Consider the following 24,866-nt stretch of genomic DNA (forward strand, 5'->3'; position numbering starts at 1 on the left):
CGGACCGCCCCTCAGGGCGGCCCCGGACACGGTCAGACCAGACTGGCGCGGTCGCGCTGGACGGAGCCGAGCAAGCCGTTGACGAAGGCCGGCGAGTCGTCGGTCGAGAGGTCCTGCACGAGGTGCAGCGCCTCGCTCACGGCCACGGTGTCGGGCACGTCGTCGTCGCCCCACAGCAGCTCGAAGACGCCGATGCGGAGCACGTTGCGGTCGACCGCGGGCATCCGGGCCAGCGTCCAGCCCTTGCTGTAGGTCGTCAGCACCTCGTCGATGCGCGCACGGTGCTCGACCACGCCCCGCACCAGCGTCGTGGTGTAGTCGTTGGTCGGGCCCTCGCCGGCCTCGATGGCGCGCTCGAGCGCGACCACGGGGTCCTCCGAGCGGAGCTCGGAGGCGAACAGGATGTCCAGCGCGCGCTTGCGCGCCTTGGAGCGGGCAGCCACCTGGTGTCAGGCCTTGACGCGGCCGAGGTAGGACGAGTCGCGGGTGTCGACCTTGACCTTCTCGCCGGAGGTGATGAAGAGCGGCACCGCGATGGTGTGGCCGGTCTCGAGCGTGGCGGGCTTGGTGCCGCCGGTCGAGCGGTCGCCCTGCAGGCCCGGCTCGGTCTCGGCGATCAGCAGCTCGACGGAGGCGGGGAGCTCGATGAAGAGCACGCGACCCTCGTTGGTGGCCACGATGGCCTCCTGGTTCTCGAGCATGAAGTTCTTGGCGTCGCCGACCACCTCGGGGGTGACCTCGAGCTGCTCGTAGGTGCTGGTGTCCATGAAGACGTAGGACGAGCCGTCGTTGTAGAGGTACTGCATGGTGCGCTTGTCGACGTTGGCCGTCTCGACCTTGGTGCCGGCGTTGAAGGTCTTGTCGACGTTCTTGCCCGACTCGACGTTGCGGAGCTTGGTGCGGACGAAGGCCGGGCCCTTGCCGGGCTTCACGTGCTGGAACTCGACGACGGACCAGAGCTGACCCTCGATCTTGAGGACCATGCCGTTCTTGAGGTCGTTGGTGGTTGCCATGTGAGTCTTTCCGCCTTCGTCGAGTTGTCAAAGAAAGTGCGGGCGGCGTGGCCGTGGCCCCGCGCCGACGCGCAAGTCTAGTCGTGGCCCGCGAGAGCCATGAAATGCGCGGCCTGCTCCTCGGTCGTGCCCGGCGGGTTGCGCCGCCACCCACCGTTGCCCGGCAGCAGCATCGCGAGCCAGAACGCCGCCCACAGCGGCCGGTAGGCGGCCGTCCGGGCGCGGTCCCCGTCGTCGAGCCCGACCGCGTCGGCCAGTGCCCGGGCGTCGTACACCCCGGGCAGGCGGCTGCCGACGTGCTCGACGTGGTCGGCGAGCTCGTACGCCGGGTCGCTGAGTCCGCCGTCCTCGAAGTCGACCAGCCGGACCGTGCGCCCGTCCCACAGCACGTTGGCCGGGTTGAGGTCGGCGATGCCGAGCACCGTGGTGCGCGGCTCCGGGAGCGGCGGGGCGGCGACGTACGCCCGGGCGCGGGCCAGCGCGTCCGCGACCAGCCCCGGGTCGCGGCACTCCCCCAGGTCGTGGTCGTCGGCAAGCCACTCGACGAGCACGTCCGGCAGGGCGGTGGCTCCGCCGCGCCGCGGGCCGATGCCCGCGTCGTGCACGGCCTCCACCGGTACGTCGTACAGCCGGCGCAGCGCCGTGCCGAGGGCCACGGTCTGGTCGGCCGTCAGCGGACGGGACGCGAGGTGCGCGCCGGGCAGTCGCTCCATCACGATGACCGGCGTCGTGCCGTCCTCGCGGCGCACCGGGCGCGGTGCGAGCCCGGGCGCGTGCTCGGCGAGGAGCGTGAGGCAGGCCCACTCGCGCTCGGCCTGCGGCTCGTGGTCGTCGACGAAGGCCTTGCGGACCTCCGTGGCACCGATGGTCAGGTCGTGGGTCGAGGACTGCACCTGCGCCAACCTAACCGCCGGCCAACCCTGCCCCTTGTAGCGTCGACACCATGCGAGTCACCATCATCGGCGGACACGGCAAGATCGCTCTCCTCCTCGCGCCCATGCTCGTGGAGGCGGGACACGAGGTCACGTCGGTCATCCGCAACCCCGAGCACGTCGCGGACGTCGAGGCCACGGGCGCGACCGCGCTGGTCTCCTCGGTGGAGGACGCCGACGTCCACGCGCTGGCCGACGTGCTGTCCGGCCAGGACGCGGTCGTCTGGTCGGCGGGCGCCGGGGGCGGCGACCCCGAGCGGACCTTCGCGGTCGATCGCGACGCCGCGATCCGGTCGATGGACGCGGCGCAGACCGCCGGCGCCGGTCGCTACGTCATGGTCTCGTTCTCCGGGGCCGACCACGACAACCTGGTGCCGGAGGACAACCCCTTCCGCGCCTACCAGGACGCCAAGATCGCCGCCGACGAGCACCTGCGCGCGTCCGGCCTCGACTGGACGATCCTCGGCCCGGGAAGCCTGACGCTCGAGCCCGGACGCGGCTCGGTCAACCCCGACGCCCGCTCCGGCGACGGTGACACGACCTCGCGCGAGCTCGTCGCCCAGGTCGCGCTCGCGGTGCTGGCCGACCCGCGCGCCCACCGCAAGACCCTCGTCTTCGGTGACGGCGACGTCCCGATCGAGGACTGGCTCGCCTCTCTCTGACGCACCAGGTGCGCTGCGTGTCCGAGCCCGCCGAGATCGATGACCGGATCGACCGCGCCACGGCGCGACCGTTCGGTCTGCGTTTCCACCTGCGCGGGCGCGAGCGGGCCACGGCTGAGCTGCGCGGACCGCAGACCATGCGGGCTCACGCCGCCGAGATCATCGCCGAGCGGCTGGCGCCGGCCGCGCCGCGGAATGACGGCCGGCAGACCCCGTACCGCAACCACCCCGTCTTCGTGGCTCAGCACGCCACCGCGACCTGCTGCCGCAGCTGCCTGGAGACGTGGCACGGCATCGCGAGAGGACATCTGCTCGACCGCGACGAGCGGGCCTACGTGGTCGAGGTCATCGGGCGCTGGATCGACCGCGAGCTGGCGTCCTCCATCGAAGGTCGAGACTCCGGGAGCTCCCCCTCACGCCGATCGTGAGATGTGGCGTGCGTCCGCGCCTCGGCGACCGGTCAGCGCTCCCGGGTCGCGGCCGCGGCCGCACGTCACACACTCCGGGTGATCTCCAGCACCGCGCGGCGCTGGAAAGTGTTCGGACGGTGTCGTGGCGGCGCGACGTCCCGTCAACGAAGGGAGCCACGGATGGCTGCGGACGTCCAGGGGCGGGAGTCGGGCGCGGGACCGGCCGTCGGGCCCGAGTGAACCGCCCGGTCGATTTCTCATGAGCGCGGCTGTGCCCCCCGACAGCGCCACGGCTTCCCCGCGGAGGTCGGCGCTCCGCTTCCTGCCGATCCTCGACCAGCTGCGCCACTACCAGGGGGGATGGCTGCGCGGTGACCTCGTCGCCGGGGTCGTGGTCGCGGCGCTGATCATCCCCAAGAACCTCGGCTACGCCGAGATCGCCGGGGTGCCGCTCGAGAGCGGGCTCTATGCCGCCGCCGCCGGGACGATCCTCTACGCCCTGTTCGGCACCTGCCGTCAGATCTCGATGGGTCCCAGCTCGGGTCTGGCGGCCGTCGCCGGCGGCGCCGTGCTGGCGGCGAGCGTGACCGACCCCGCCGACGCGGCCACCCTCGTGGCTGGCATCACGCTGACGACCGGACTGCTCTTCCTCGCGCTCGCGGTGTTCCGCATGGGGTGGTTGTCCCAGTTCCTGTCCCGGGCCGTGGTCACCGGATTCCTCTTCGGTGCCGCCATCGACGTCGTCATCGGGGAGCTCCCCAAGCTGACCGGCACCGACGCCGAAGGCAACACCTCATTCCAGGAGCTGTGGTCGTGGCTGTCCACGCTGGACCAGGCGCACCTCGCCACGGTGACGGTCGGCGTCGTGGCCCTGGCTGTCGTCTTCGGTCTCCGGTGGATCGCCCCGCAGGTTCCCGGCGCGCTCGTGCTGCTCGTGGGCGGACTCGTCGCGGCGCGGGTGCTCGACCTCGCGGACCGGGGGGTGGACCTCGTCGGGGACATCCCGCGCGGGCTGCCGTCGTTCGAGGTGCCCGATCCCAGCCTGCTGGTGGACCACGCCGGCACCGTCTTCGTGGCCGCCTTCGCACTCGTGATGATCGGGTTCTCCCAGACCGCCGGGGATGCCCGCGCCATGGCGGCCAGGCACCACTACCGGGTCGACATCGACCAGGAGTCCGTCGCCCAGTCGGCGGCCAACGTCGGCGCGGGCCTCCTCCACGGGATGCCGGTCTCCACGAGTCTCTCCGCCACCTCCCTGAACGACCGGTCGGGAGCCCGCACCGGCCTCGCGTCGCTGACGTCGGGCGTCACCGTCCTCCTGGCGCTCCTCTTCCTCGCACCGCTCTTCTCCTCGTTGCCCAAGCCGGTCCTCGCCGCCCTGATCATCGAGGCCGTCGTCATGGGGATGATGGACGTCGGGGAGATGCGGCGCCTGCGGAGGGTGTCGAGAGCCGACTTCTGGGTGGCTGCGGCCGCGATCCTCGGAACCCTCGTCCTCGGCATCCTCGCGGGCGTCGTCATCGGCATCGCGCTGTCGCTCGTGTGGCTGGTGTACGTCGTCACGCACCCGCTCGTCTCGACGCTCGGCCGGGAGCCCGGCACCCAGGTGTTCCGGGACCTCGACACCCATCCCGAGGACGAGACAACCCCGGGCATCGTGGTGCTGCGGGTGGACGGCGGAATCTTCTTCGCCACCGCGGACGCGTTGGTCGACCAGGTGCGCGTCGCCGTGCTCGACCCCGAGGTGGACGGTGTGGTGCTGCACTTCGCGGGGGTCAACTTCATCGACTCGCAAGGGGCGGCGACGGTGTCGGAGATGATCCGGATGGCGGACGCGTCGGGTGTGGAGCTGCGGCTGGCGGCCGTCCGGCCGGCGGTGCGGCGCGTGCTCGAGCGGCAGGGTGCGGTTGAGCTGTTGGGGGCCGATCACATCCACGGCAACGTGCACCGAGCCGTGGCCGCGTTGGGAACGACCCGCGCCGTTCCCGATCGCCCGGTCAGCGGGTCCGGGGTCGTCGAGGAAGGCGAAAGACCATGACCACGAGCGACCACCCGATCCACCGGTCCGCGCCGCAGGTCGTACCGCGGTGGGAGTGGCGCACGTTCGGCGACGACCTCGCCGACCTCGACACCCTTGCACCGCTGCGGGCCGCGGCATCCGTCGAGAGCGACGAGACCTACGTGCTGTCGATGTACGGCGACGCCTCCGTCAAGGTGCGGGACGGCGTCCTGGACGTCAAGGTGCTGCAGCAGGTGAACGGCGCCGGGTTGCAGCTGTGGGTTCCGACGATGAAGGCCCCCATCCCCCTCGAGCCCGGGGCGGTCGCGGCCGCTTTCGCGGCGCTCGGTGCCCCGCTGCCGGAGACCCCGCCGTCTGATCTCAGCCTGGCGCAGCTGCTGGACGACCTGGTCCCTCCGCGTGACGACCTGCGCCTCGTGGACATCCGCAAGAGTCGTCGCCGGTCAGTCGTGGGCGACTGCATGGTCGAGCTCACCGAGGTGAGCGCGGAGGGACGGACCGTCCGCACCGTCGCCGTGGAGTCCCCGGACCCGGACCTCGTGTCGAAGGAGATCGACCGGCTCGGGCTCAGCGACCGGCGCAACACCAGCCTGCCCCGGTGCCTCAAGTCGATGCTCGGGTGGGGACCGAGGCGGTTCGCCGTCATCGACGTGGGCACCAACTCGGTCAAGCTCGCGCTCGGTCACCGCGACGACGACGGCACCGCGCGGATCGAGATGGAGACCTCCGTGGTCACCAGGCTCGGCGAGGGGCTGGTGGCGGCAGGTGGGCTGACCGCCGCCTCGATGGGCCGTACCGTCGACGCCATCCACGACCTCGTCGACGACGCCCGACGAGGCGGTCCGCTCGACATCGTCGCCGTGGGCACCGCAGGCCTACGACAGGCACCGAACCGGGACGACTTCCTGGCGGCCGTCCACCGCCGCTGCGGGGTCGCCGTGGAGGTCATCTCGGGGCGGGAGGAGGCGCGGCTCGCGTACCTGGCCGCCGTGTCGACCCTGCCACTGGCAGGCGACCGGCTGCTGGTGTTCGACTCCGGCGGCGGCAGCAGCCAGTTCACCTTCGGGAGCGCGGACCGGATCGACGAGCAGTTCAGTGTCGACGTGGGCGCCGCGCGGTTCGCCGAGCGCTTCGGGCTCGCCGCCGCCGTGCCCCGGGAGACCGTCGACACGGCTCTCGACGCGATCGCGGCCGACCTCACCGACCTGGCGGACCGACCGCGCCCGGACATGGTGATCGCGATGGGAGGCACCTCCACCAACCTGGCAACCATCATGCACGGCCTGGACCGTTACGACCCGGACGTCGTGCACGCGACCGTCCTCGACGCGGACGAGGTCGACCGACAGATCGAGGTGTTCCGGACCCGCCCTGCGGAGGAGCGGCGTGAGATCCCCGGCCTGCAGCCGGCCCGGGCCGAGGTCATCCTCGCCGGGGCGTGTGTCGTCCGCGCGATCCTCACGCTCACCGGCCAGGACGCCCTGACCGTCAGCGACCGCGGGTTGAGGCACGGCGTCACCGCCGAGAGGTTCGGCCCCCCCGAACACCCGTAGGAACGGAGTCGAGAGGTTCCACGAGGTCGAGGGCCGGGTCGGCGCGGTCGCCCTCGCTCCGCTCGTCCCTGCTGCTCGCCGCGACCGAGTGCGGGACGCGTCCCCCGCTGCCGGCGCCGGCCGCGCCGTCTCGGACCATCACCAGACGGGCCGTCGCGGTCGCACCGTGCTGATCGTGTGGAGCAGCGCGTCGCGGCGTGCCGCTCGCACCTCGCCCAGCTTCACCTGGCAGTCCCAGCACCGGTCGGTCGGGACGCAGCACATGGCGTCGCGGACCTCGGCCTCCAGCTGGTCAGCGTGGGCGCTCCTGCTCAGGACGCTTCGCATGGTCTTCCTCCCCTGTCGTCGCACCTCGAGTGTGACCGGGGCATCGCTGCAGTCGCATCAGCATTACTACGGATGTCTGGACCGCTCAGTCCGCGAGGTCGGCCAGGCGTGCGGGCAGTGCGCCGTGTAGCGACCACCGGTCCACACCGGTCCACACGTTCTGCGGACAGCGGCCGTCGGTTCGCCTACCCTCGATCCCGGACCCAGCCCTCGGTGCCTCTGGCCGACCGTCGGGCGAGTCCCTCGACCCGCGGCTGGGTCGGCTAGAGGTCGACCTCGCCGACGATCCGGGTCACCGCGTCGCCGGACACCCACACCTGGCCGTCGACGGCCTCGAGCCGGACCCGCCCCTCCCGGCCGATGGCGCTGCCCTGCCGGGAGGTGTACGACGACGGCAGCGCACCGGTGCCGATCAGCCACTGCGCGAGCCCGGCGTTGGCGCTACCGGTGACGGGGTCCTCCCCGAACTCCCGGCCGTCGGCGTAGAACGCGCGAACCTCGACGTCGGCACCGAGCCCGGCTGCGGTCGCGGTGTCCCACCGCCCCAGGACGGTCACCTTGAGGTCGGTGAAGGCGGCGATGTCCGGCACGACGGCGCGGACCGCGTCCGCCGTCCCGAGGTCGACGCCGACCCACCCCGGGCCGTTGTCGATCCACGCGACGTCCTCGACCGCCGCGTCGGTGACGCCGAGCGCGCGGACGACGCGTGCCCGCAGGTCGGCGTCGACGGGGCCGGATCGACGCAACGGCGGGGCCGCGAAGCCGAGCCGCGGCGAGCGTCGTACGTCGACGAGCCCGGCGCCGCACTCCTGCACCACCACGTCGCCGCGGGGCACTCCCCCGGCCTCCAGCCACGCGTGGGCGCTGCCGATGGTGGGATGGCCGGCGAACGGCAGCTCGCCGGTGGTCGTCCAGATCCGCACGCGGTAGTCGGCCTCCGGGTCGGTCGGCGTGCACAGGAACGTGGTCTCGGACAGGTTCGTCCAGCGCGCGAAGCGGGCCATCTCCTCGTCGGTGACGCCGTCGGCGTCGTGCACGACGGCGAGCGGGTTGCCGAGCCACGGCTCGGCGCTGAACACATCGACCTGGCGGAAGGGCAGCACCCGGTGATCCAAGCACAGGCCCACCCGGGTGCGGGTCGGGCGTGACGCCCTCAGGTCAGGGCGAGGACGTCACGCCAGAGCGCGACCAGTGCGACGGTCGCCCAGACGGCGAACAGGGCGCGCAGGGTCCAGGCGACGGCTGGTGCGCGGGCGGCGAGCCCCAGGCCCAGCGGCGTACCACCCACACGGAGCATCACCGCGTGCATGATCGGGCCGTAGGCGGCCGGAACGGCCACGAACAGCCCGACCGCGAGCCACAGCGGGTCCAGGACGGTGAAGTCGACCCCGGTCGGGTGCACCACGAGGCTTGCGGCCACCACACCGGGCGGCACGCTCAGGCTGAACCACTGGAACCACGCCGGCCCGACCAGCAGGGGCCGCGCGACCAGGTAGGTCAGCCACCCGACGATGCCCACGGGGATCCCGACCACGGCCAGGCTGGCCGAGCCGGCGAGGGTGACGACGCCCATCTCGAAGCCGTCGTCGCTGATCAGCCCGTGCGCCTGCGGGTTCTGGCGGGCGAGCAGGGACATCGCGAGCCGGGAGACCACGCCGACGCAGAAGACGCCCGTCGCGACCGCGACCACCAGCGCCGAGAGGACGTAGCGCACGCGCACGGCACACCCCCGTTTCCTTCTCGTCCCGCCCTGCTGTGCATCGTCCCCCTCCGGCGGGCCGGGCGGAAGACAGGTCCAGACGGGTCCCGCGGAGGGCTCAGCGACCTGCCGAGGCGCGACACCGTCAGCCCGTGACCCTGGCGGTTCCGTCGCGGCGTACGAGCACCACGCACTCGCCGCTGAGCCCCGCGCCGTTGGTGTGGCTGATGAGCGCCAGACCCGCCCCGCGCCTCGGTCGGGACCACTGGAGGGTCGTCGACGAGGTGGGCGGGGCCCACGTGCCGGACATCGGCTCCAGCGTCAGGTTGTAGGTGTGCAGCACGGTGTAGGACGACACCCCGGACTGCGCATCGCCGATCCTGAGGCTCGTCAAGCGCTTGGACCACGACCGGAAGGTGCAGGTCGCCGGGCTCGTGTCCGGGTCGGTGAAGGTGACGAGTGCCCCGGTGTCGTCGTCGGAGGAGGTGCCGTCGCCGACGACCAGCTGCAGGAGGTAGGACCCCGGCTCCGTGCAGCTCAATGACGGCGAGAGCCCCTGGGGCGTCACCGGCGCCCAGCTCCACGGACCGCTGAAGGTGCAGGACGAGACGTCGCCCTGGGTGACGACCGTGGCCATCCAGCGGATCTCCAGCGCGTCACCGTCCGGATCGCTCACGCTTCCGGAGAGCTGCGCGGAGGCCCCCGCGACCACGGTGACGTCAGGACCCGACTCGGCCACCGGTGGCGCCGCCGACGCCACGCCCGGGACGAGCAGCAGGGCCGTGAGGACGAAGATCAGGGCCGGGACGGCGGGCCTCCGCCAGGTGTGGACGACGCTGGACATGTGGAACACCTCCGGGTGGGCGCCCCTCAGCGCCCTCAAGGTAAAGGAGATGCGCCGTCGGCCGGTGATACACCCCTAGGGGTGGCCTCCGTCGGCAGCTGCCACCACTTCCAGCGCCTGGCGGTAACCGTCGATCCCCTGCCCGGCGATCGTGGCCACGGCGTGCGGCTCGATGACGGAGGTGTGCCGGAACTCCTCCGCGCGTTGCTTCGGGTCGGAGATGTGCACCTCGACCAGGGGCGCGGTGAGCTGGGCGCAGGCGTCCCAGAGCGCGAGGGAGTAGTGGGTCCACGCGCCGGCGTTGAGCACGACGCGTACGCCGTCGTCGGCCGCGGCGTTGAGCCAGTCGAGCAGCTCGCCCTCGTGGTTGGTCTGGCGCACCTCGACCTCGAGCCCCAGCGCCCGACCCCACTCCACGCACTGGTGGGCGAGCTCGGCGTGGGTGGTCGACCCGTAGATCTCCGGCTGCCGACGGCCGAGCCGCCCCAGGTTGGGGCCGTTGAGGACGAGGACCTTCACGACGGGGCTCCGATCGCGGCGTAGGCCGCCCGGAGGTCGTCCTCGCCCGGGCCGGCGAGGATGCGCGGCGCGGCGAGGTCGTCGAGCACCACGAAGCGCAGCTGGGAGCCGCGTGCCTTCTTGTCGACCTTCATCGCCGCGTGCAGGTCGTCGAAGGTGGCGGCGTCGTAGGACGTCGGCAGCCCGACGCGGGCGAACGCCGCCCGGTGCCGCTCGACGAGCGCGGGGTCGAGCGAGCCGGCGCGGGACGCGAGCTCGGCGACGTAGACGCACCCGATGGCGACCGCCTCGCCGTGGCGGACGGTGTAGTCGCTGGTGCGCTCGATCGCGTGGGCGAGGGTGTGGCCGTAGTTGAGCACCTCACGGCCCGGGTGGCCGTCGGCGCCGCCGGTCTCCCTGAGGTCGTCGACGACGACGTCGACCTTGACCCGGATCGCCCGCTCGACGAGCTCGCGCAGCTCGGCGGAGTCCCAGGTCAGCGCGGCCGGGTCGGTGCGCTCGACGACGTCGAGGATGGCGGGGTCGGCGATGAAGCCGCACTTCACGACCTCCCCCATCCCCGCGACGAGCTCCTCGTGGGGCAGCGACTCCAGCAGGGCCAGGTCGCACAGGACGCCGGCGGGCTCGTGGAACGAGCCGACGAGGTTCTTCCCGGCGCCGGTGTTGATGCCGGTCTTGCCACCGACCGCGGCGTCGACCATGGCGAGCAGCGTCGTGGGCACGTGGACGACGCGTACGCCGCGCAGCCAGGTCGCGGCGACGAAGCCGCCGAGGTCGGTCGTGGCTCCCCCGCCGATGGTCACGACCGCGTCGGAACGGGTGAAGCCGGCCTCTCCCAGAGCCTCCCAGCAGTCGGAGGCCACGGGCGCGGTCTTGGCCCGCTCACCGTCGGGGAGGCCGAGCGCGAGGACGTCGTAGTGCTCGACCAGCGCGTCGACCACCGGGTCGGCGAGCGCACCGAGCGTGCCGGCGTAGAGCACCGCGACCCGCTCGACCGACTCGCCGAGCAGCGTGGGGAGCCGCCCGGCCAGCCCGTGGCCGATGACGACGTCGTACGGCGAGGCGCCACCCACGTGCACGACGGTGTCGCCGGCCGTCGGGGCGGCGTGGTCAGCCCGCTGGTCCTGCTGTTGCTGGGACCGGTGCTGCCTGCGGGTCTGGCGCTTGGTCATCCGACCAGCCTCCGAACCTCGGCCGCCACCTCGGCCGCCGTTCGGCCGTCGGTGTCGACGCTGTGCGCGGCCACCGACTCGTAGACCGGGGTGCGCTCGTCCAGCAGGGCCTTGATGCGGGAGCGCACGTTGCCGAGCAGCAGCGGTCGCCCGACCCCGAGGCCGACCCGCTTCACCGCGTCGGAGAGGCCGACCCGGAGGAACACCACCGGGAGCCCGGCCAGCAGCTCGCGCGTCTCGGGGCGCAGGACCGCACCTCCGCCCAGCGCCAGGACGCCGTCGTGCTCGGCCAAGGCTGCGGCCACCGCGGCAGCCTCGAGGTCGCGGAAGTGGTCCTCCCCCGACTCCACGAAGATGTCGGAGATCTCGCGACCGGTGCTCGACTCGATGTCGGCGTCGGTGTCGCGGACGGGCAGGTCCCACGCCTCGCCGAGCAGGCCGGCGACCGTCGTCTTGCCGGCCCCCATCGGGCCGACGAGGACGACGCGAGGGGCCATCAGCGGACCCCCCTCATCGGAATCGCAGGGTGTCGAGGTAGGACGAGGCGTTGCGCCGCGTCTCCTGCACCGAGTCGCCGCCGAACTTCTCCACCACGGCGTCGGCGAGCACGAGCGCGACCATGGCCTCGGCGACGATCCCTGCGGCGGGGACGGCGCACACGTCGGAGCGCTGGTGGTGGGCGACGGTCGCCTCGCCGGTGGCCACGTCCACGGTGCGCAGGGCCTTCGGGATGGTGGCGATCGGCTTCATGGCGGCCCGCACCCGGAGCACCTCGCCGGTGGACATGCCGCCCTCGGTGCCGCCGGAGCGTCCGGAGGTACGGCGCAGGCCGTCGTCGGTCGTGACGATCTCGTCGTGGGCGAGCGAGCCGGGGGTGTCGGCGAGCTCGAAGCCGTCGCCGACCTCGACGCCCTTGATCGCCTGGATGCCCATCAGTGCCCCGGCGAGCCTGGCGTCGAGCCGGCGGTCCCAGTGCACGTGCGAGCCGAGGCCCGGCGGGAGACCGTGGACGACCACCTCGACGACACCGCCGAGGGTGTCGCCGTCCTTGTGGGCCTGGTCGATGCGGGCGACCATCGCCGCGCTCGCCTCGGGGTCGAGGCACCGGACCTCGTCGGCGTCGAGCCGCTCGACGTCGTCGGGAGCGGGCACGAGGCCGGCGGGCGCCTTGACGCCTCCGAGCGAGACGACGTGCGAGACGATCCGCGCACCGACGGCCTGCTCGAGGAAGTTGGACGCCACCCGGCCGAGGGCGACGCGGGCCGCGGTCTCGCGGGCCGACGCGCGCTCGAGGATGGGACGGGCCTCGTCGAAGGCGTACTTCTGCATGCCCACGAGGTCGGCGTGACCGGGGCGGGGCCGCGTCAGCGGGGCGTTGCGGGCCAGCGCCTCGAGCTCGACGGGGTCGACGGGGTCGGCCGACATGACCTTCTCCCACTTCGGCCACTCGGTGTTGCCGACCTCGATGGCGACCGGGCCGCCCTGGGTCTCGCCGTGGCGCACACCGCCGAGCACCCGAACCTGGTCCTGCTCGAACTTCATCCGTGCACCGCGGCCGTAGCCGAGCCGGCGGCGGGCCAGGGATTCGGCGAGGTCGTCGGTCGTGACGCGGACGTGGGCGGGCAGCCCCTCGAGGATCGCCACCAGCGAGGGACCGTGGGACTCGCCTGCTGTGAGCCATCGGAGCATGGGTGAAGTCTCTCAGCCCCAGATGCGCCCAGCGAGCGCGGTCCCCCAGACGAGACCCACCAGCGCCCCGCCGACCATGAACGGGCCGAAGGGGAACGACTTCTTCAGCAGGCTGCGGTCCCGCCGCGCCATCAGCACCACCAGCGCCGGGACGACGAAGAGCATGAAGCTGGCCCACAGCCCGATCGCCAGCGCGCCCCAGCCGGTCCAGCCGAGCACCAACCCCACCGGCGCCGCCAGCCGGACGTCACCGAAGCCCATGCCGGCCGACCGCACGAACCACAGCACCCAGAAGAACGAGCGCGCGATCACCATCGCGACGAGGGCGCGCACGAGCGCGTCACGCTCCCCGGTGGCCAGCGCCACGGCCGTGACCACGACGACCGCGGCGAGGGTCGCGGGTACGACGACGACGCGGGGCAGCAGCCGGGTGTGCCAGTCGATGACGGACAGCGCGACCGCGACCGGGGTGAGCGGCACCAGCCACAGCAGCGGCCAGTCGAGACCGGTGGCGGCGCCGAGCAACGCGCCGGCGGCGGCCGAGAGCAGCCCGCTCCGCCACGCGAGCCCGGGCCGCGCCGCGATCTCGGCGTAGAGCATCTTGGGCGGCTCGTCCGCGTGGGCGCCGTCCGCCGGCACGGGTACGGCGGCGGGCTGGGGGGCGGGCTCCGGCACCCGCGCGATCAGTCGCGGCACCAGCAGCCCGCCCAGCCCGGCGAGCACGGCCGCGACGAGCGCGGCGAGCGCGGGGTCGAGCACGGTGTCGGTCACGGGGACATTCAACCGGCACTGCGCGCCGCGAGGGCGCGTTCGCCTGCTTCTCGCATCACCGACAGCGGAGCGACCAGACCGGTGAACAGCTCGACCTGCAGCGCCGCCTGGTGGACGAGGAGGTCGAGACCGCCGACGAGCACCCGTCCGTCGGCCGAGGCGGCCAGCGGGGTCGGCCACGGGGCGTAGAGGACGTCGAAGACGGCCGCCACGTCGGCGCAACCGGCGACCAGCTCGGGGGTCTGCGCCGACGCGGGGATGGTCGAGACCACGATGTCGACGGTGGAGCCCGCGGCCCGTAGGTCGGGCCCGATGCTCCACTGTCCGCCCTCCAGTGGCTCGACGACCACCTCCGGAGCAGCCGGGTGGGCGCGCAGGGCGGTCACGGTCTCCTCGGCGCGGGCCGCGTCACGCACCGCCAGCCTGATCAGCGACACGCCGAGGTCGGCCAGCGCCAGCCCGACCGACGTGGCCGTGGCGCCGCCGCCGAGGATCGCCGCCGTCGCCAGCGGGGACGTCGTACGCTCCCGGATCGCGGCGACGGCACCCGGCAGGTCGGTGTTGTCCCCCGAGCGGGTGCCATCGTCCTCGAGGACCACGGTGTTCACCGCCCCCGCCAGGCGCGCCCGGTCACTGAGCCGGTCGACCAGCGGAAGCGCCTCACGCTTGAGGGGCATGGTGAGCGACAACCCGCGCCACTCGGGGTCGAGCCCGTCGAGGAAGGCCCCGAGCCCACCGGAGGCCACCCGGTGGGCGTCGTAGGCCCAGTCCAGCCCGAGCTCGGCGTACGCCGCTCGGTGCAGCACCGGCGACAGCGAGTGGGCGATCGGGTCGCCCAGCACGCCGCACCGGCGGGTCAGCACCGGTCCGAGGTCTCGCAGTAGGTCTTGTACTCGTCGCGTCCGACCAGGAAGTCGTCGTAGTCCTCGTAGAACTTCGTCTCGCCGGTCTCCAGGTTGACGGTGACGTAGTAGTACCAGGGCCCGTCGGCCGGGTTGGCCGCCGCCGCGATGGCGTCGTCACCCGGGGCCTCGATCGGCGTCGGCGGGAGGCCGGCGTTGATGCGCGTGTTGTAGGGCGTGTCTTCCGCGAGCTGCTCGGGGGTCAGCTCGGTCGAGCCGGGCGAGAGCCCGAGCCCGTAGGCGATCGAGGCGTCGATGCCGAGCGTGCCGTTGGTGCCGCCCTTGTCGCCGGGACCGTCGAGGCGGTTGTAGATGACCCGCGAGATCTTGGGCATGTCGTCGCCGCGGCCCTCGGCCTCGATGAGGGAGGCGATGATCATCAGCTCGCCGGGCGTCTTGCCCAGCTCGGCGGCCCGCTCCTCCAGGCCGGCGGCGTCGGCCGCCTCGCGCCAGCGGTCGACCATCATCTTGAGGATGCGGACCGGCTTCATCCCCGGCTTGACCTCGTAGGTCGCGGGGAACAGGTACCCCTCGGCGTTGCCCTCGGCGTAGTCGGGCAGGCCGAGGCGGTCGGGCTGCTGGAGCGCGCGGTTCCAGGCGCGCTCGGGGAAGTCGGTGTTCTGCGCCAGCGTCGAGACGATCTCGGTGAGCCGCAGGCCCTCGGGGATCGTGACGGTCGGGAAGCCGATGAGGTTGTCGGGGTCGATGAGGACCTCGAGGGCGTCGGCGGCCTTCATCTCCTTCTGGAGCTCGTAGGCGCCGACCTGGATGCCGGCCGCGTCGGGCTCCCCGGCGGCGGCGTCGATGAAGGCCTGGACGGACTTGGTGACGCCGTCGGCCTTGAGGTTGCGACCGATCTGGGCGGTGGAGTCGCCCTCGTTGACGGTGAACTCGACGGAGCCGGTGCCGGGCCCGGGATAGTCGTCGGGACCCTGGAACTGGTCGGCGACCCAGGAGACGCCCTGGGTCAGCGCGACGTAGAAGCCCCCGAGGAGCACGACGAGGGCGACCAGGACGGCGACGCAGCCCTTGAGACCGCGTCCCTTGCGGCGCCTGCCGCCCGGGACGTAGTCGCGGTCCTCGAGCTCGTCGAGCTCCTCGCGCTCGTCCGGACGCACGGCCTCGTCCGCCCGGCCCTCGTGCTCAGTCATCTGTCTCCGTCACCTCGACGATCTCTCCCGGTGGCTGCCCGCTCGACCGCTCCGTGTCGAGTGCAGTCTGCAGGATCAGCACAGCGGCTGCCTGATCCACCACGGCGCGTCGCTTGGCCCCGCGCCGGCCCTGCTCGCGCAGGATCGACTCGGCCGACACCGTGGTCAGTCGTTCATCACACAGCCTGACGGGCACGGGGGCAACTCGGCGGGCCAGCCGCCCGGCGAGCGCACGCGCCTTCGCCGCGGCAGGCCCCTCGGTCCCGTTGAGGGAGCGCGGCAGGCCGACCACGACCTCGACCGCCCCGAGCTCGGTCACCAGCTGCGCAAGACGACGTACGTCGCCCCCGCCGCTGCGCACCGTCTCGACCGGCGTGGCGAGGAACCCGGAGGGGTCGCTGCTGGCGACGCCGATCCGGGCATCCCCCGGGTCGACGCCCAGCCGCACTCCGAACCGCACGCTCAGACCTGCGCCCTCGCGGCGACCTCACGGGTGACGAGCTCGAGGGCCTCGTCGATGCGCGAGGCGTCGGTGCCGCCGCCCTGGGCGACGTCGTCCTTGCCGCCGCCCTTGCCGCCGAGCAACGGTCCGACCGAGCGGACCAGCTCGCCGGCGGACAACCCGCGCGCCCGTGCCGCGTCGTTGGTGGCGGCCACGACCGACACCTTGCCGTCGGCCTGACCGATGATGACCACGACGCCGGGCTCACCCTGAGGGAGCCGGCCACGCACGTCCATCGCCAGGTTGCGTACGTCACCCCCGCCGGCGCCGTCGGCGCGGTGGGCCACGACCTTGACGGGACCGACCTGCGCCGCACCGGCAGCCAGGTCGGCGCTCGCGCCGAGGAGCTGGGCGAGGCGGGCCTTCTCCAGCTCCTTCTCCGCGGCGCGCAGCCGCTCGGTGAGGCCCTGCACGCGGCCGACGAGGTCGTCGGGCTGGGTCTTGAGCAGGCCGGTGAGCTGGGCGACGACGTCGCGCTCGCGGGCGAGGTAGCCGAAGCCCTCCACGCCGGTGAGCGCCTCGATGCGCCGGTTGCCCGACCCCACGCTCGTCTCGCCGGTGACCACGACGGTGCCGATCTGCGAGGCGTGGTCGACGTGCGTGCCGCCGCAGAGCTCGCGCGACCAGGGTCCGCCGATCTCGACGACCCGGACCTTGGTGTTGTCGTAGGTCTCGCCGAACAGGGCGATCGCGCCCCACTCCTTGGCCCGCTCGAGCGTCATGTAGTCCCACGACACCGGCAGGTCGGCGCGCAGCGCCTGCTGGGAGACGAGCTCGATGTCGCGCACCTGCTCGGGGCTGAGCGCCGAGGTCCAGCCGAAGTCGAGACGGAGGTAGCCGGGGCGGTTGTAGGAGCCGGACTGCAGCGCGGTCGGGCCGAGCACCTCGCGCAGCGCGGCGTGCACGACGTGGGTGCCGGAGTGCGCCTGACGGGCGCCGGTGCGCCACTCGGGGTCAACGCGGGCGTGGAGCAGCCCCTTCTCGCCGGTTGAGCCTGTCGAAACCAGCTCGCCCTCGAGCACGCGCACCTGGTGGACGACGAGACCCTTGATGGGGCGCTGGACGTCGAGCACCTCGAGCCGTCCGCCGTCGAAGACGATCGTGCCGGCGTCGGCGACCTGGCCGCCGGACTCGGCGTAGAACGGGGTGCGGTCGAGCACCAGCTCGCCGACCTCGCCCTCGGCCAGCCGCGTCACCGGTGAACCTCCGCTGAGGAGGGCGAGCGGCTTCGACTCCGTCTCCAGCGTCTCGTAGGCGAGCCACTCGGTGGGGCCGTGCTCGTCGAAGACGCCGCGGTAGACGGCCGTGTCGCCGTGGGCGCCCTTCTTGGCGCGGGCGTCGGCCTTGGCGCGCTCGCGTTGCTCGGCCATCAGGCCGCGGAAGCCCTGCTCGTCGACGGCGAGGCCCTGCTCGGCCGCCATCTCGAGCGTGAGGTCGATGGGGAAGCCGTAGGTGTCGTGCAGGGCGAAGGCCCGCTCACCGGACAGCGTGGTCCCGCCTGACGTCTTCACCTCGGACGCGGCGGTGTCGAAGATCTGGGTGCCGGCCTGCAGCGTCTTGCGGAACGCGTCCTCCTCGGCGTAGGCCACCTGCGAGATGCGCTCCCAGTCGGAGACCAGGTTGCCGTAGACCGGCCCCATCACGTCGCGGGAGAGGGGCATCAGCTCGGGCAGCACGCGGTCCTCGCAGCCCAGCAGGCGCATGGAGCGCACCGCGCGGCGCAGCAGCCGGCGCAGGACGTAGCCACGTCCGTCGTTGCCGGGGGTGACGCCGTCGCCGATGAGCATCATCGAGGACCGGACGTGGTCGGCAACCACGCAGAAGCGAACGTCGTCGGCACGATCGACGCCGTACTTCTTGCCGGTCAGCTCCTCGGCCCGCGCGATGACGGGGTAGACGATGTCGATCTCGTACATGTTCTTCTTGCCCTGGAGCAGCAGGGCGACGCGGTCGAGGCCCATGCCCGTGTCGATGTTCTTCTTCGGCAGCGAGCCGGCGATGTCGAAATCGGACTTCGATCGCACGGCGCTCAGGTCGTCCTGCATGAAGACGAGGTTCCAGATCTCCAGGAGTCGGTCCTCGAGCTCGACCGGCATGTCGGGACCGAGGGTGGCGACGTCGAAGTCCGGGCCGAACTCGGGGCCGCGGTCGAAGAGGATCTCCGAGCACGGTCCACCGGGTCCGGGCACGCCCATCGACCAGTAGTTCTCCTTGGGGCCGAGCTGGACGATCCGTTCGCGGGGCAGCCCGGTGACCTTCATCCAGAGGCCGATGGCCTCCTCGTCGCCGACCAGCACTGACGGGTAGAGGCGTTCCTTGTCCAGGCCGTAGCCGCCCTCCTCCACGGAGTTGGTGACCAGCGACCACGCCAGCTCGATGGCGCCCTCCTTGAAGTAGTCGCCGAAGGAGAAGTTGCCGCACATCTCGAAGAAGGTGGCATGCCGGGTGGTCTTGCCGACGTCCTCGATGTCGGGCGTGCGGATGCACTTCTGGACGCTCGTCGCGCGGTCGAACGGCGGCGTCTCCTGCCCGAGGAAGTAGGGCTTGAACGGCACCATGCCGGCGTTGACGAACAGCAGGTTGGGGTCGTCGGCGAGGGTCGAGGCGGAGGGCACCACGGCGTGTCCGGCGGCCTCGAAGTGCGCGAGGAAGCGGCGGCGGATCTCGGCGGTGTCCATCAGTGGTCCTTCTCTGCGTCGGTGGTTGAGGGGCGAGCGGTGCGAGCCTCGAAACCACTCGAGAGCTCGGGTGGTCCATGGGGCCTCAGCCCGAGCTGCTCGCGCAACTCGGTTTCGCGCTCGGTGCGGCCCTGCTGGACCTCCTCGGCGAAGACCCGGGCACCGGCCTGCCAGCCGCGGACCCGGTCGCGCAGGCCGTCGGCGGTGAGGGACTCGGCGGCGCGGCGGGCGCGGGCAGCGGCGTACACCCCGACCCCCGCCCCGGCGACGAACCAGAGAGGGCGACCCATCAGGCGACGTCCTCCCGCACGGCTGCGCGCTCGCGGGCGCGGAACTCACGCAGGGCCTGCTTCATCTCCGCGCGGCGCTCGCGTCCGGCGACCCTGGTCTCCTGCCGCACCGCGAACCGGATCCGGTTGCGCGTCTCGGGCGACAGGGCGCGGCGCAGGCCGTGGGTCCAGCCGGCGGCCTTCACCACCGTCTCGCGCGCGACGATGTCGGTGAAGAGCCGGCCGTCGGTGGGCCGGGCCACGGGCACCGCCGCAGCGGCACCGGGTGCCTCGTCGGGCTCGTCGTCGGACGCTCCCACCTCGGTGATCACGAAGGCGGTCGTGCCGCTGTCGGCGACGGGGGGCGCCTGGGCGGCGGGGGTCGACACCAGGGCGACACGCTCGGCCAGCGACGACACCAGCGCCTCGGCGCGGCGGGCGCGGCGCTGCGCGAGCAGGGCGACGACGAGCGCCACCAGCGCCACCGCACCGGCTGCCGCCAGCCCCACCTGCTCGTTCGTCACGGCGCCGAGCCTACAAGCCTCATGGGATCGAGAGGTCACCCGTCGGGCGCACCCGCAGCCAGCGGAACCCGTAGCCGTCCAGCGCCACGCGCGTCGTCGCGGCCCCGGTCACCACCTCCTCGGCCATCAGGTCCACCGCCTCGAGGTCCTCGTCGCGCGGATCGACCGGTACGTCGACGACGACGGGCTCGGCACCGAGGTTGTGCACCGTCACGACGGCGCTGCCGTCGAGCTGGCACCGCTGCACCAGCACCTGGGCGGACGGCTGCTCGACCACGCTCCACGTCCCCCACCCCAGCTCGGGACAGGTGCGCCGGATGCTGATCAGCTTGCGCATGAAGCTCCACAGCGACTCCGGGTCGTGCATCTGCGACACGACGTTGACGTGCTCGGGCCCGTAGGCGTCCGGAACGACCCGCTGCACGAGACGGGAGGGCGCGGCGGTGGAGAACCCGCCGTTGCGCCCGCCGCTCCACTGCATCGGGGTGCGTACGGCCATGCGGCCTTCGGCCTCGAGGTCCTCGCCCATGCAGATCTCCTCGCCGTAGTAGAGCGTCGGCGTGCCGGGGAGGGAGAACATCAGGCTGTAGGCCATCCGGATCCGACGGGGGTCGCCGCCGAGCATGGTGGGGAGCCGCCGCTTCAGGCCGCGGTCGTAGAGCTGCATCTCCGGCTCCGGCCCGAAGGCCGCGAAGACCTCCTGGCGCTCGGCGTCGGAGATCTTGTCGAGGGTGAGCTCGTCGTGGTTGCGCAGGAACGTCGCCCACTGGCAGGTGGCCCCGATGGCCGGGCGTTCCTCGAGCGCGGTGACGATCGGACCTGCGTCCTCCCTGGCCAGCGCGAGGTAGGTCGCCTGCATCCCGATGAAGTCGAACTGCATCTGCAGCTCGTCGGCCGCCTCGCCGCCGAAGAACGCCAGCTGCTGCGCGTGCGCCAGGTTGACCTCGCCCAGCATCATCGCGTGGCCGGCGCGACGGTTGAGGAAGCTGCGGATGGTCCGCATCAGCTCGTGCGGGTCGACGACCAGCGCCGGGTCACCGATGTTCTTCGCGTTCTGCTCCAGGAACGGGATGCCGTCGACCCGGAAGCCGTCGAACCCCAGCTCCAGCCAGAACCCGACGACCCGCAGGATCTCATCGACCACCTCGGGGTTGGCGAGGTTGAGATCGGGCTGGTGCTTGTAGAAGTTGTGGAGGTACCACTCCCCCGTGCGGTCGTCGAGCTCCCAGATGGAGTCCTCCCGGTCGGGGAAGACGACGAGCTTCGACGTGTCCGGGGGCTCGGTGTCACGCCAGACGTAGTGGTCGCGATAGCGGTTCGACGTGCTGCGCCGCGCCGCCTGGAACCACGGGTGCCGGTCGGAGGTGTGGTTGACCACCAGGTCGGCGATCACGTTGATGCCGCGGTCGTGCGCGGTGCGGATCACCTCGACCAGCTGGCCGTGGTTGCCCAGGCGCGGGTCGACGCCGTAGAAGTCGGTCAGGTCGTAGCCGTCGTCGCGGTCCGGGCTGGGATAGAACGGCATGAGCCACAGGCAGGTGATGCCGAGCTCGGCGAGGTAGTCGATGCGCTGCGCCAGGCCCTCCAGGTCGCCGGTCCCGTCGCCGTCGGCGTCGTAGAAGGTCTCGACGTCGAGGCAGTAGATCACTGCGCTCTTCCACCACAGGTCGCTCGTGTCGGTCACTCTCACCGGACCAGACAAGCAGACACCGGACGTCGGCGTCAGCCCCGGAGGGCGGGGAGGACGTGCTCGCCGAAGGTGTCGAGGAAACCCTCCTGCTGCTGGCCCACGAAGTGGAGGTAGACGTCGTCGAAGCCCACGGAGGCCAGCTCGGCGATCCGGTCGCGGTGCCACGCGAGGTCATCAGACACCTCGACGGCGCCGCGCACCGCCTCCATGTCGACGTGCTCGGCCATGACGTCGAACCCCTCCGGGGTCTCGGTGTCCCAGTTCACCGGCTCGGTGAAGACGTTGCTGCGCCACTGGTCGAAGGCGATGGCGTTCGCCTCCTCGCTCGTCGGAGCCCACGACAGGTGCACCTGGAGCGCGAGCGGTCCACGGCCGCCCGCGTCGCGATAGGCCGCCACGATGTCGCGCAGCACGTCGACGGGCTGGTTGATCGTGACGAGACCGTCGGCCCACGCGGCCACCCTCGCAGCGGACGGGACGGACACCGCCGGGCCGATGAGGCGGGGCCGCACCGCCGGGACGTCCCAGAGGCGCGCCCGATCGACAGTGATGAGACCGTCGTGGCTGACCTCCTCGCCGTCGAGCAGGCGCTGGATCACCTCGACGCACTCCTCGAGCCGTCGGGTCCGCACCTCCTTCCGGGGCCACCGCTCACCGGTGATGTGCTCGTTGCTGGCCTCGCCACTCCCCAACGCGGTCCAGAACCGCCCGGGGAACATCTCCGCGAGGGTGGCGATCTTCTGCGCCACGACGGCGGGGTGGTAGCGCTGACCCGGGGCGCACACGCAGCCGAGCTCGAGCCCCGTCGTGGCGAGCGCCGCCCCCAACCAGGACCAGGCATAGCCGGAGTGACCCTGCCGGCGGCTCCAGGGGCCGAAGTGGTCCGAGCACATGGCCATGTCGAACCCGGCCCGCTCGGCGTGCTGGACATCGGTGAGCAGCTGCGACGGCGCGATCTGCTCGTGGGAGGCGTGGAATCCGAGGCGCATGTCGCCACCGTAGCCGCGTCAGCCACCCCGCACGATGCGTCGTACGCGCTCCCAGCGCTCCTTCACCCCGGCCTCGGCCCCCAGCGCCGTCGGCCGGTAGTAGCTGGCGTCGACGAGGACGTCGGGGAGGTACTGCTGCTCGGCCACGCCGTAGGGCTCGTCGTGCGGGTAGGCGTAGCCCTTGCCGTGGCCGAGGTCCTTGGCGCCTCCGTAGTGCGCGTCGCGCAGGTGGGCGGGCACCTGGCCGATCTTGCCGGCCCGCACGTCGGAGATCGCTGCGTCGATCGCGGTGATCACCGCGTTGGACTTGGGCGCGACGGCGAGGTGGATGGTGGCCTGCGCGAGGTTGATCCGGGCCTCAGGCATGCCGATCAGCTGCACGGCCTGCGCCGCGGCGACGGCCGCCTGCAGCGCGGTCGGGTCGGCCAGGCCGACGTCCTCGCTCGCGTGCACGACCAGGCGCCGGGCGATGAACCGCGGGTCCTCCCCCGCCTCGATCATGCGCGCGAGGTAGTGCAGCGCGGCGTCGGGGTCGGAGCCGCGGATGGACTTGATGAAGGCGGAGATGACGTCGTAGTGCTGATCGCCCTGCCGGTCGTAGCGCACGGCGGCCTGGTCGACGGCGGTCTCGGCGGTGGCGAGGTCGATCGCGGCGTGACCGTTGCTCGCCGCGGCGCCGGCGGCTGCCTCGAGGTAGGTCAGGGCACGCCGCGCGTCACCGCCCGCCAGTCGTACGAGGTGCGCACGGGCGTCCTCGTCGAGCGTGGTGCCGCCGGCCAGCCCGCGCTCGTCGGCCAGCGCCTGGTCGATCACCTCCGCGACGTCGTCGTCGGTGAGCGACTGCAGCCGCAGCAGCAGGCTGCGCGACAGCAGCGGGCTGATGACGGAGAAGAAGGGGTTCTCGGTGGTGGCGGCGATCAGGGTGACCCACCGGTTCTCCACCCCCGGCAGCAGCGCGTCCTGCTGGGCCTTGGTGAAGCGGTGCACCTCGTCGACGAACAGGACGGTCTCCTGCCCACCCCGGGCGAGCTCGGCGCGGGCGCCGTCGATCGCGGCGCGCACCTCCTTCACGCCCGCGGCGACGGCCGACACCTCCACGAACCTGCGCCGCGTCTGCTGGCTCACGATCGCCGCGATGGTCGTCTTGCCGGTGCCCGGGGGCCCCCAGAGCAGCAGCGACATCGACTGGTCGCCCTCGATCAGCCGGCGCAGCGGTGAGCCCGCGGCCCGCAGCTGCTGCTGGCCGACGAGCTCGTCGATCGTGCGCGGACGCATCCGCACGGCCAGCGGCGCCGAGGCATGGGTGTTGGCACCGAGCGAGCCGGCGCTGGGTACGGCTCCGGGCGCGGGTTGCCCCGCGCCCGGAATCTCGAACAAGCCGTCCACGCCGGGAAGTATCCCCCGACCGCGTCAGGCGGCGGCCTCAGGCCCCCGTGGTCTGCTTGGACTCCAGGTCGTACCAGGTCTTCTCGTAGCCCGGGATGGTGAGCTGCTCGTTGGTCGGCGTGGCACCCGGCACCGGGCTGCCCTGGTCGTCGACGGCGAGCAGGTCGGTGGTGACCGGGGTCGCCGGGTGGGCACCCAGCTCGCCGGCGAAGTGGCAGGCCACCTTGTGGCGCTTGCCGATCTGCAGGAGCGGCGGCTCGACCTTCGCGCAGATCTCCTGGGCGAACTGGCACCGGGTGCGGAACCGGCACCCCGACGGCGGGTTGATCGGGCTGGGCACGTCACCCTCGAGCCGGATGCGCTCGCGCCGACCACCGATGGCGGCCTGCTTCACGTCGGGCACGGCCGAGAGCAGCGCCTGCGTGTACGGGTGGTGGGCGTGGCCGTAGATGGTCTCGCGGTCACCGATCTCGACGATCTTGCCGAGGTACATCACGGCCACCTCGGGGCAGAAGTGACGCACCACCGCGAGGTCGTGGGCGATGAACAGGAACGCGATGTCGAATTCCTTCTGCAGGTCCTGCAGCAGGTTGACGACCTGCGCCTGGATCGACACGTCGAGGGCCGAGACCGGCTCGTCGGCCACCAGGAGCTTGGGGTTGAGGGTGAGCGCCCGCGCGATGCCGATGCGCTGGCGCTGGCCGCCGGAGAACTCGTTGGGGTAGCGGTTGTAGTGCTCCGGGTTGAGGCCCACGACCTCGAGCAGCTCCTGCACCCGCGACAGGATCTTGTTCTTCGGCACGACGTTGTGGACCGCGAGCGGCGCCCCCACGATCGAGCCGACGGTGTGACGGGGGTTGAGCGAGGTGTAGGGGTCCTGGAAGATCATCTGCACGTCACGGCGCAGGGGTCGCATCTCGCGGTTGGAGAGCTTGGCCAGGTCCTGGCCCTCGAACATCATCGACCCGCCGGTCGGCGTGTAGAGACGCGTGATCAGCCGACCGGTCGTGGACTTGCCGCAACCGGACTCGCCGACCAGGCCGAGCGAGCCGCCGCGCGGCACCTGGAACGACACCCCGTCCACCGCCTGCACGTGGCCGACCGTGCGCCGGACGAGACCGGAGGACTTGACGGGGAAGTACATCTTGAGGTTGTCGACGCTGA

26 protein-coding genes are annotated in these 24,866 nt (G+C 72.2%); 4 read left to right on the plus strand and 22 right to left on the minus strand.

The window, feature by feature from the left end:
• Nucleotides 1–32 precede the first annotated feature (32 nt).
• From nusB to ACNKF0_RS13225, 3 genes are all read right to left on the minus strand, one after another.
• Nucleotides 33–443, minus strand: coding sequence for a transcription antitermination factor NusB (gene nusB, locus ACNKF0_RS13215; protein WP_416952783.1), 411 nt, complete (start codon nt 441–443; stop codon nt 33–35).
• 6 nt (nt 444–449) lie between these two features.
• Nucleotides 450–1,013: an elongation factor P gene (gene efp / locus ACNKF0_RS13220; protein WP_299923420.1), complete on the minus strand. Its 564-nt coding sequence runs from the start codon at nt 1,011–1,013 to the stop codon at nt 450–452.
• A gap of 77 nt (nt 1,014–1,090) precedes the next feature.
• Nucleotides 1,091–1,906, minus strand: coding sequence for an aminoglycoside phosphotransferase family protein (locus tag ACNKF0_RS13225; protein ID WP_416952785.1), 816 nt, complete (start codon nt 1,904–1,906; stop codon nt 1,091–1,093).
• A 50-nt stretch (nt 1,907–1,956) separates the two neighbouring features.
• Here ACNKF0_RS13225 and ACNKF0_RS13230 point away from each other — a divergent pair, with 50 nt between their 5' ends.
• The 4 genes from ACNKF0_RS13230 to ACNKF0_RS13245 all read left to right on the plus strand — a co-directional run bounded on the left by ACNKF0_RS13230 (nt 1,957) and on the right by ACNKF0_RS13245 (nt 6,590).
• Nucleotides 1,957–2,607, plus strand: coding sequence for an SDR family oxidoreductase (locus ACNKF0_RS13230; protein WP_299923427.1), 651 nt, complete (start codon nt 1,957–1,959; stop codon nt 2,605–2,607).
• A 17-nt stretch (nt 2,608–2,624) separates the two neighbouring features.
• On the plus strand, nt 2,625–3,035 hold the full coding sequence (locus ACNKF0_RS13235) for a DUF4186 domain-containing protein (protein WP_416952787.1): 411 nt from the start codon (nt 2,625–2,627) through the stop codon (nt 3,033–3,035).
• Nucleotides 3,036–3,288: 253 nt separating this feature from the next.
• Nucleotides 3,289–5,055: a SulP family inorganic anion transporter gene (locus tag ACNKF0_RS13240; RefSeq protein WP_416952789.1), complete on the plus strand. Its 1,767-nt coding sequence runs from the start codon at nt 3,289–3,291 to the stop codon at nt 5,053–5,055.
• Entirely contained in the window at nt 5,052–6,590 is a 1,539-nt protein-coding gene (locus tag ACNKF0_RS13245) for a Ppx/GppA family phosphatase (protein WP_416952791.1), read from the plus strand. The genes ACNKF0_RS13240 and ACNKF0_RS13245 overlap by 4 nt, the downstream gene beginning before the upstream one ends.
• A 138-nt stretch (nt 6,591–6,728) precedes the next feature.
• On the opposite strand, the gene ACNKF0_RS13250 is transcribed toward ACNKF0_RS13245, so the two are convergent.
• The 19 genes from ACNKF0_RS13250 to ACNKF0_RS13340 all read right to left on the minus strand — a co-directional run bounded on the left by ACNKF0_RS13250 (nt 6,729) and on the right by ACNKF0_RS13340 (nt 24,846).
• A complete protein-coding gene (locus tag ACNKF0_RS13250) occupies nt 6,729–6,917 on the minus strand; it encodes a hypothetical protein (RefSeq protein WP_299923438.1) in 189 nt (62 codons plus the stop codon).
• Nucleotides 6,918–7,180: 263 nt separating this feature from the next.
• A complete protein-coding gene (locus ACNKF0_RS13255) occupies nt 7,181–8,020 on the minus strand; it encodes a PhzF family phenazine biosynthesis protein (RefSeq protein WP_366916420.1) in 840 nt (279 codons plus the stop codon).
• A gap of 50 nt (nt 8,021–8,070) precedes the next feature.
• The gene (locus ACNKF0_RS13260) at nt 8,071–8,637 is read right to left on the minus strand and encodes a hypothetical protein (RefSeq protein WP_299923441.1); all 567 of its coding nucleotides are present in this window, start codon (nt 8,635–8,637) and stop codon (nt 8,071–8,073) included.
• Between the two features lie 124 nt (nt 8,638–8,761).
• Nucleotides 8,762–9,460 carry a PKD domain-containing protein gene (locus ACNKF0_RS13265; RefSeq protein WP_299923444.1) on the minus strand — a complete coding sequence of 233 codons (699 nt, stop codon included), beginning with the start codon at nt 9,458–9,460 and terminating at the stop codon, nt 8,762–8,764.
• Nucleotides 9,461–9,535: 75 nt separating this feature from the next.
• Entirely contained in the window at nt 9,536–9,979 is a 444-nt protein-coding gene (locus ACNKF0_RS13270) for a type II 3-dehydroquinate dehydratase (protein ID WP_299923447.1), read from the minus strand.
• Complete coding sequence (gene aroB, locus ACNKF0_RS13275) at nt 9,976–11,151, minus strand: 3-dehydroquinate synthase (protein WP_299923450.1); 1,176 nt, start codon at nt 11,149–11,151, stop codon at nt 9,976–9,978. Before aroB ends, ACNKF0_RS13270 begins: the two co-directional genes overlap by 4 nt.
• Complete coding sequence (locus ACNKF0_RS13280) at nt 11,148–11,648, minus strand: shikimate kinase (RefSeq protein WP_299923453.1); 501 nt, start codon at nt 11,646–11,648, stop codon at nt 11,148–11,150. Before ACNKF0_RS13280 ends, aroB begins: the two co-directional genes overlap by 4 nt.
• 13 nt (nt 11,649–11,661) lie before the next feature.
• Nucleotides 11,662–12,840 (minus strand): chorismate synthase, encoded by a 1,179-nt coding sequence (aroC, locus tag ACNKF0_RS13285; RefSeq protein ID WP_416952796.1) that lies wholly within the window; start codon nt 12,838–12,840, stop codon nt 11,662–11,664.
• Nucleotides 12,841–12,852: 12 nt separating this feature from the next.
• On the minus strand, nt 12,853–13,611 hold the full coding sequence (locus ACNKF0_RS13290) for a prepilin peptidase (RefSeq protein WP_299923459.1): 759 nt from the start codon (nt 13,609–13,611) through the stop codon (nt 12,853–12,855).
• A gap of 8 nt (nt 13,612–13,619) precedes the next feature.
• Nucleotides 13,620–14,474 (minus strand): shikimate dehydrogenase, encoded by an 855-nt coding sequence (locus ACNKF0_RS13295; RefSeq protein ID WP_299923462.1) that lies wholly within the window; start codon nt 14,472–14,474, stop codon nt 13,620–13,622.
• Nucleotides 14,468–15,664, minus strand: coding sequence for an endolytic transglycosylase MltG (gene mltG / locus ACNKF0_RS13300; protein WP_299923465.1), 1,197 nt, complete (start codon nt 15,662–15,664; stop codon nt 14,468–14,470). The genes ACNKF0_RS13295 and mltG overlap by 7 nt, the downstream gene beginning before the upstream one ends.
• Nucleotides 15,657–16,124 carry a Holliday junction resolvase RuvX gene (ruvX, locus tag ACNKF0_RS13305; protein WP_299923468.1) on the minus strand — a complete coding sequence of 156 codons (468 nt, stop codon included), beginning with the start codon at nt 16,122–16,124 and terminating at the stop codon, nt 15,657–15,659. Before ruvX ends, mltG begins: the two co-directional genes overlap by 8 nt.
• Nucleotides 16,125–16,126: 2 nt before the next feature.
• The gene (gene alaS, locus ACNKF0_RS13310) at nt 16,127–18,844 is read right to left on the minus strand and encodes an alanine--tRNA ligase (RefSeq protein WP_299923471.1); all 2,718 of its coding nucleotides are present in this window, start codon (nt 18,842–18,844) and stop codon (nt 16,127–16,129) included.
• Nucleotides 18,844–19,134, minus strand: coding sequence for a DUF6167 family protein (locus tag ACNKF0_RS13315; RefSeq protein ID WP_299923474.1), 291 nt, complete (start codon nt 19,132–19,134; stop codon nt 18,844–18,846). Before ACNKF0_RS13315 ends, alaS begins: the two co-directional genes overlap by 1 nt.
• The gene (locus ACNKF0_RS13320) at nt 19,134–19,637 is read right to left on the minus strand and encodes a hypothetical protein (protein WP_299923477.1); all 504 of its coding nucleotides are present in this window, start codon (nt 19,635–19,637) and stop codon (nt 19,134–19,136) included. The genes ACNKF0_RS13315 and ACNKF0_RS13320 overlap by 1 nt, the downstream gene beginning before the upstream one ends.
• 19 nt (nt 19,638–19,656) lie before the next feature.
• Nucleotides 19,657–21,327 carry an alpha-amylase family protein gene (locus ACNKF0_RS13325; RefSeq protein ID WP_416952800.1) on the minus strand — a complete coding sequence of 557 codons (1,671 nt, stop codon included), beginning with the start codon at nt 21,325–21,327 and terminating at the stop codon, nt 19,657–19,659.
• A 32-nt stretch (nt 21,328–21,359) separates the two neighbouring features.
• Nucleotides 21,360–22,316 (minus strand): TIGR03885 family FMN-dependent LLM class oxidoreductase, encoded by a 957-nt coding sequence (locus ACNKF0_RS13330; protein ID WP_299923483.1) that lies wholly within the window; start codon nt 22,314–22,316, stop codon nt 21,360–21,362.
• Nucleotides 22,317–22,334: 18 nt separating this feature from the next.
• Nucleotides 22,335–23,702, minus strand: coding sequence for a replication-associated recombination protein A (locus ACNKF0_RS13335; protein ID WP_416952803.1), 1,368 nt, complete (start codon nt 23,700–23,702; stop codon nt 22,335–22,337).
• Between the two features lie 37 nt (nt 23,703–23,739).
• Nucleotides 23,740–24,846, minus strand: a complete 1,107-nt coding sequence (locus ACNKF0_RS13340; RefSeq protein WP_416958512.1) for an ABC transporter ATP-binding protein — start codon at nt 24,844–24,846, stop codon at nt 23,740–23,742.
• Nucleotides 24,847–24,866: the final 20 nt, after the last annotated feature.

It is taken from the genome of Nocardioides sp. T5 (assembly GCF_048161455.1).
Taxonomy (GTDB): Bacteria; Actinomycetota; Actinomycetes; order Propionibacteriales; family Nocardioidaceae; genus Nocardioides.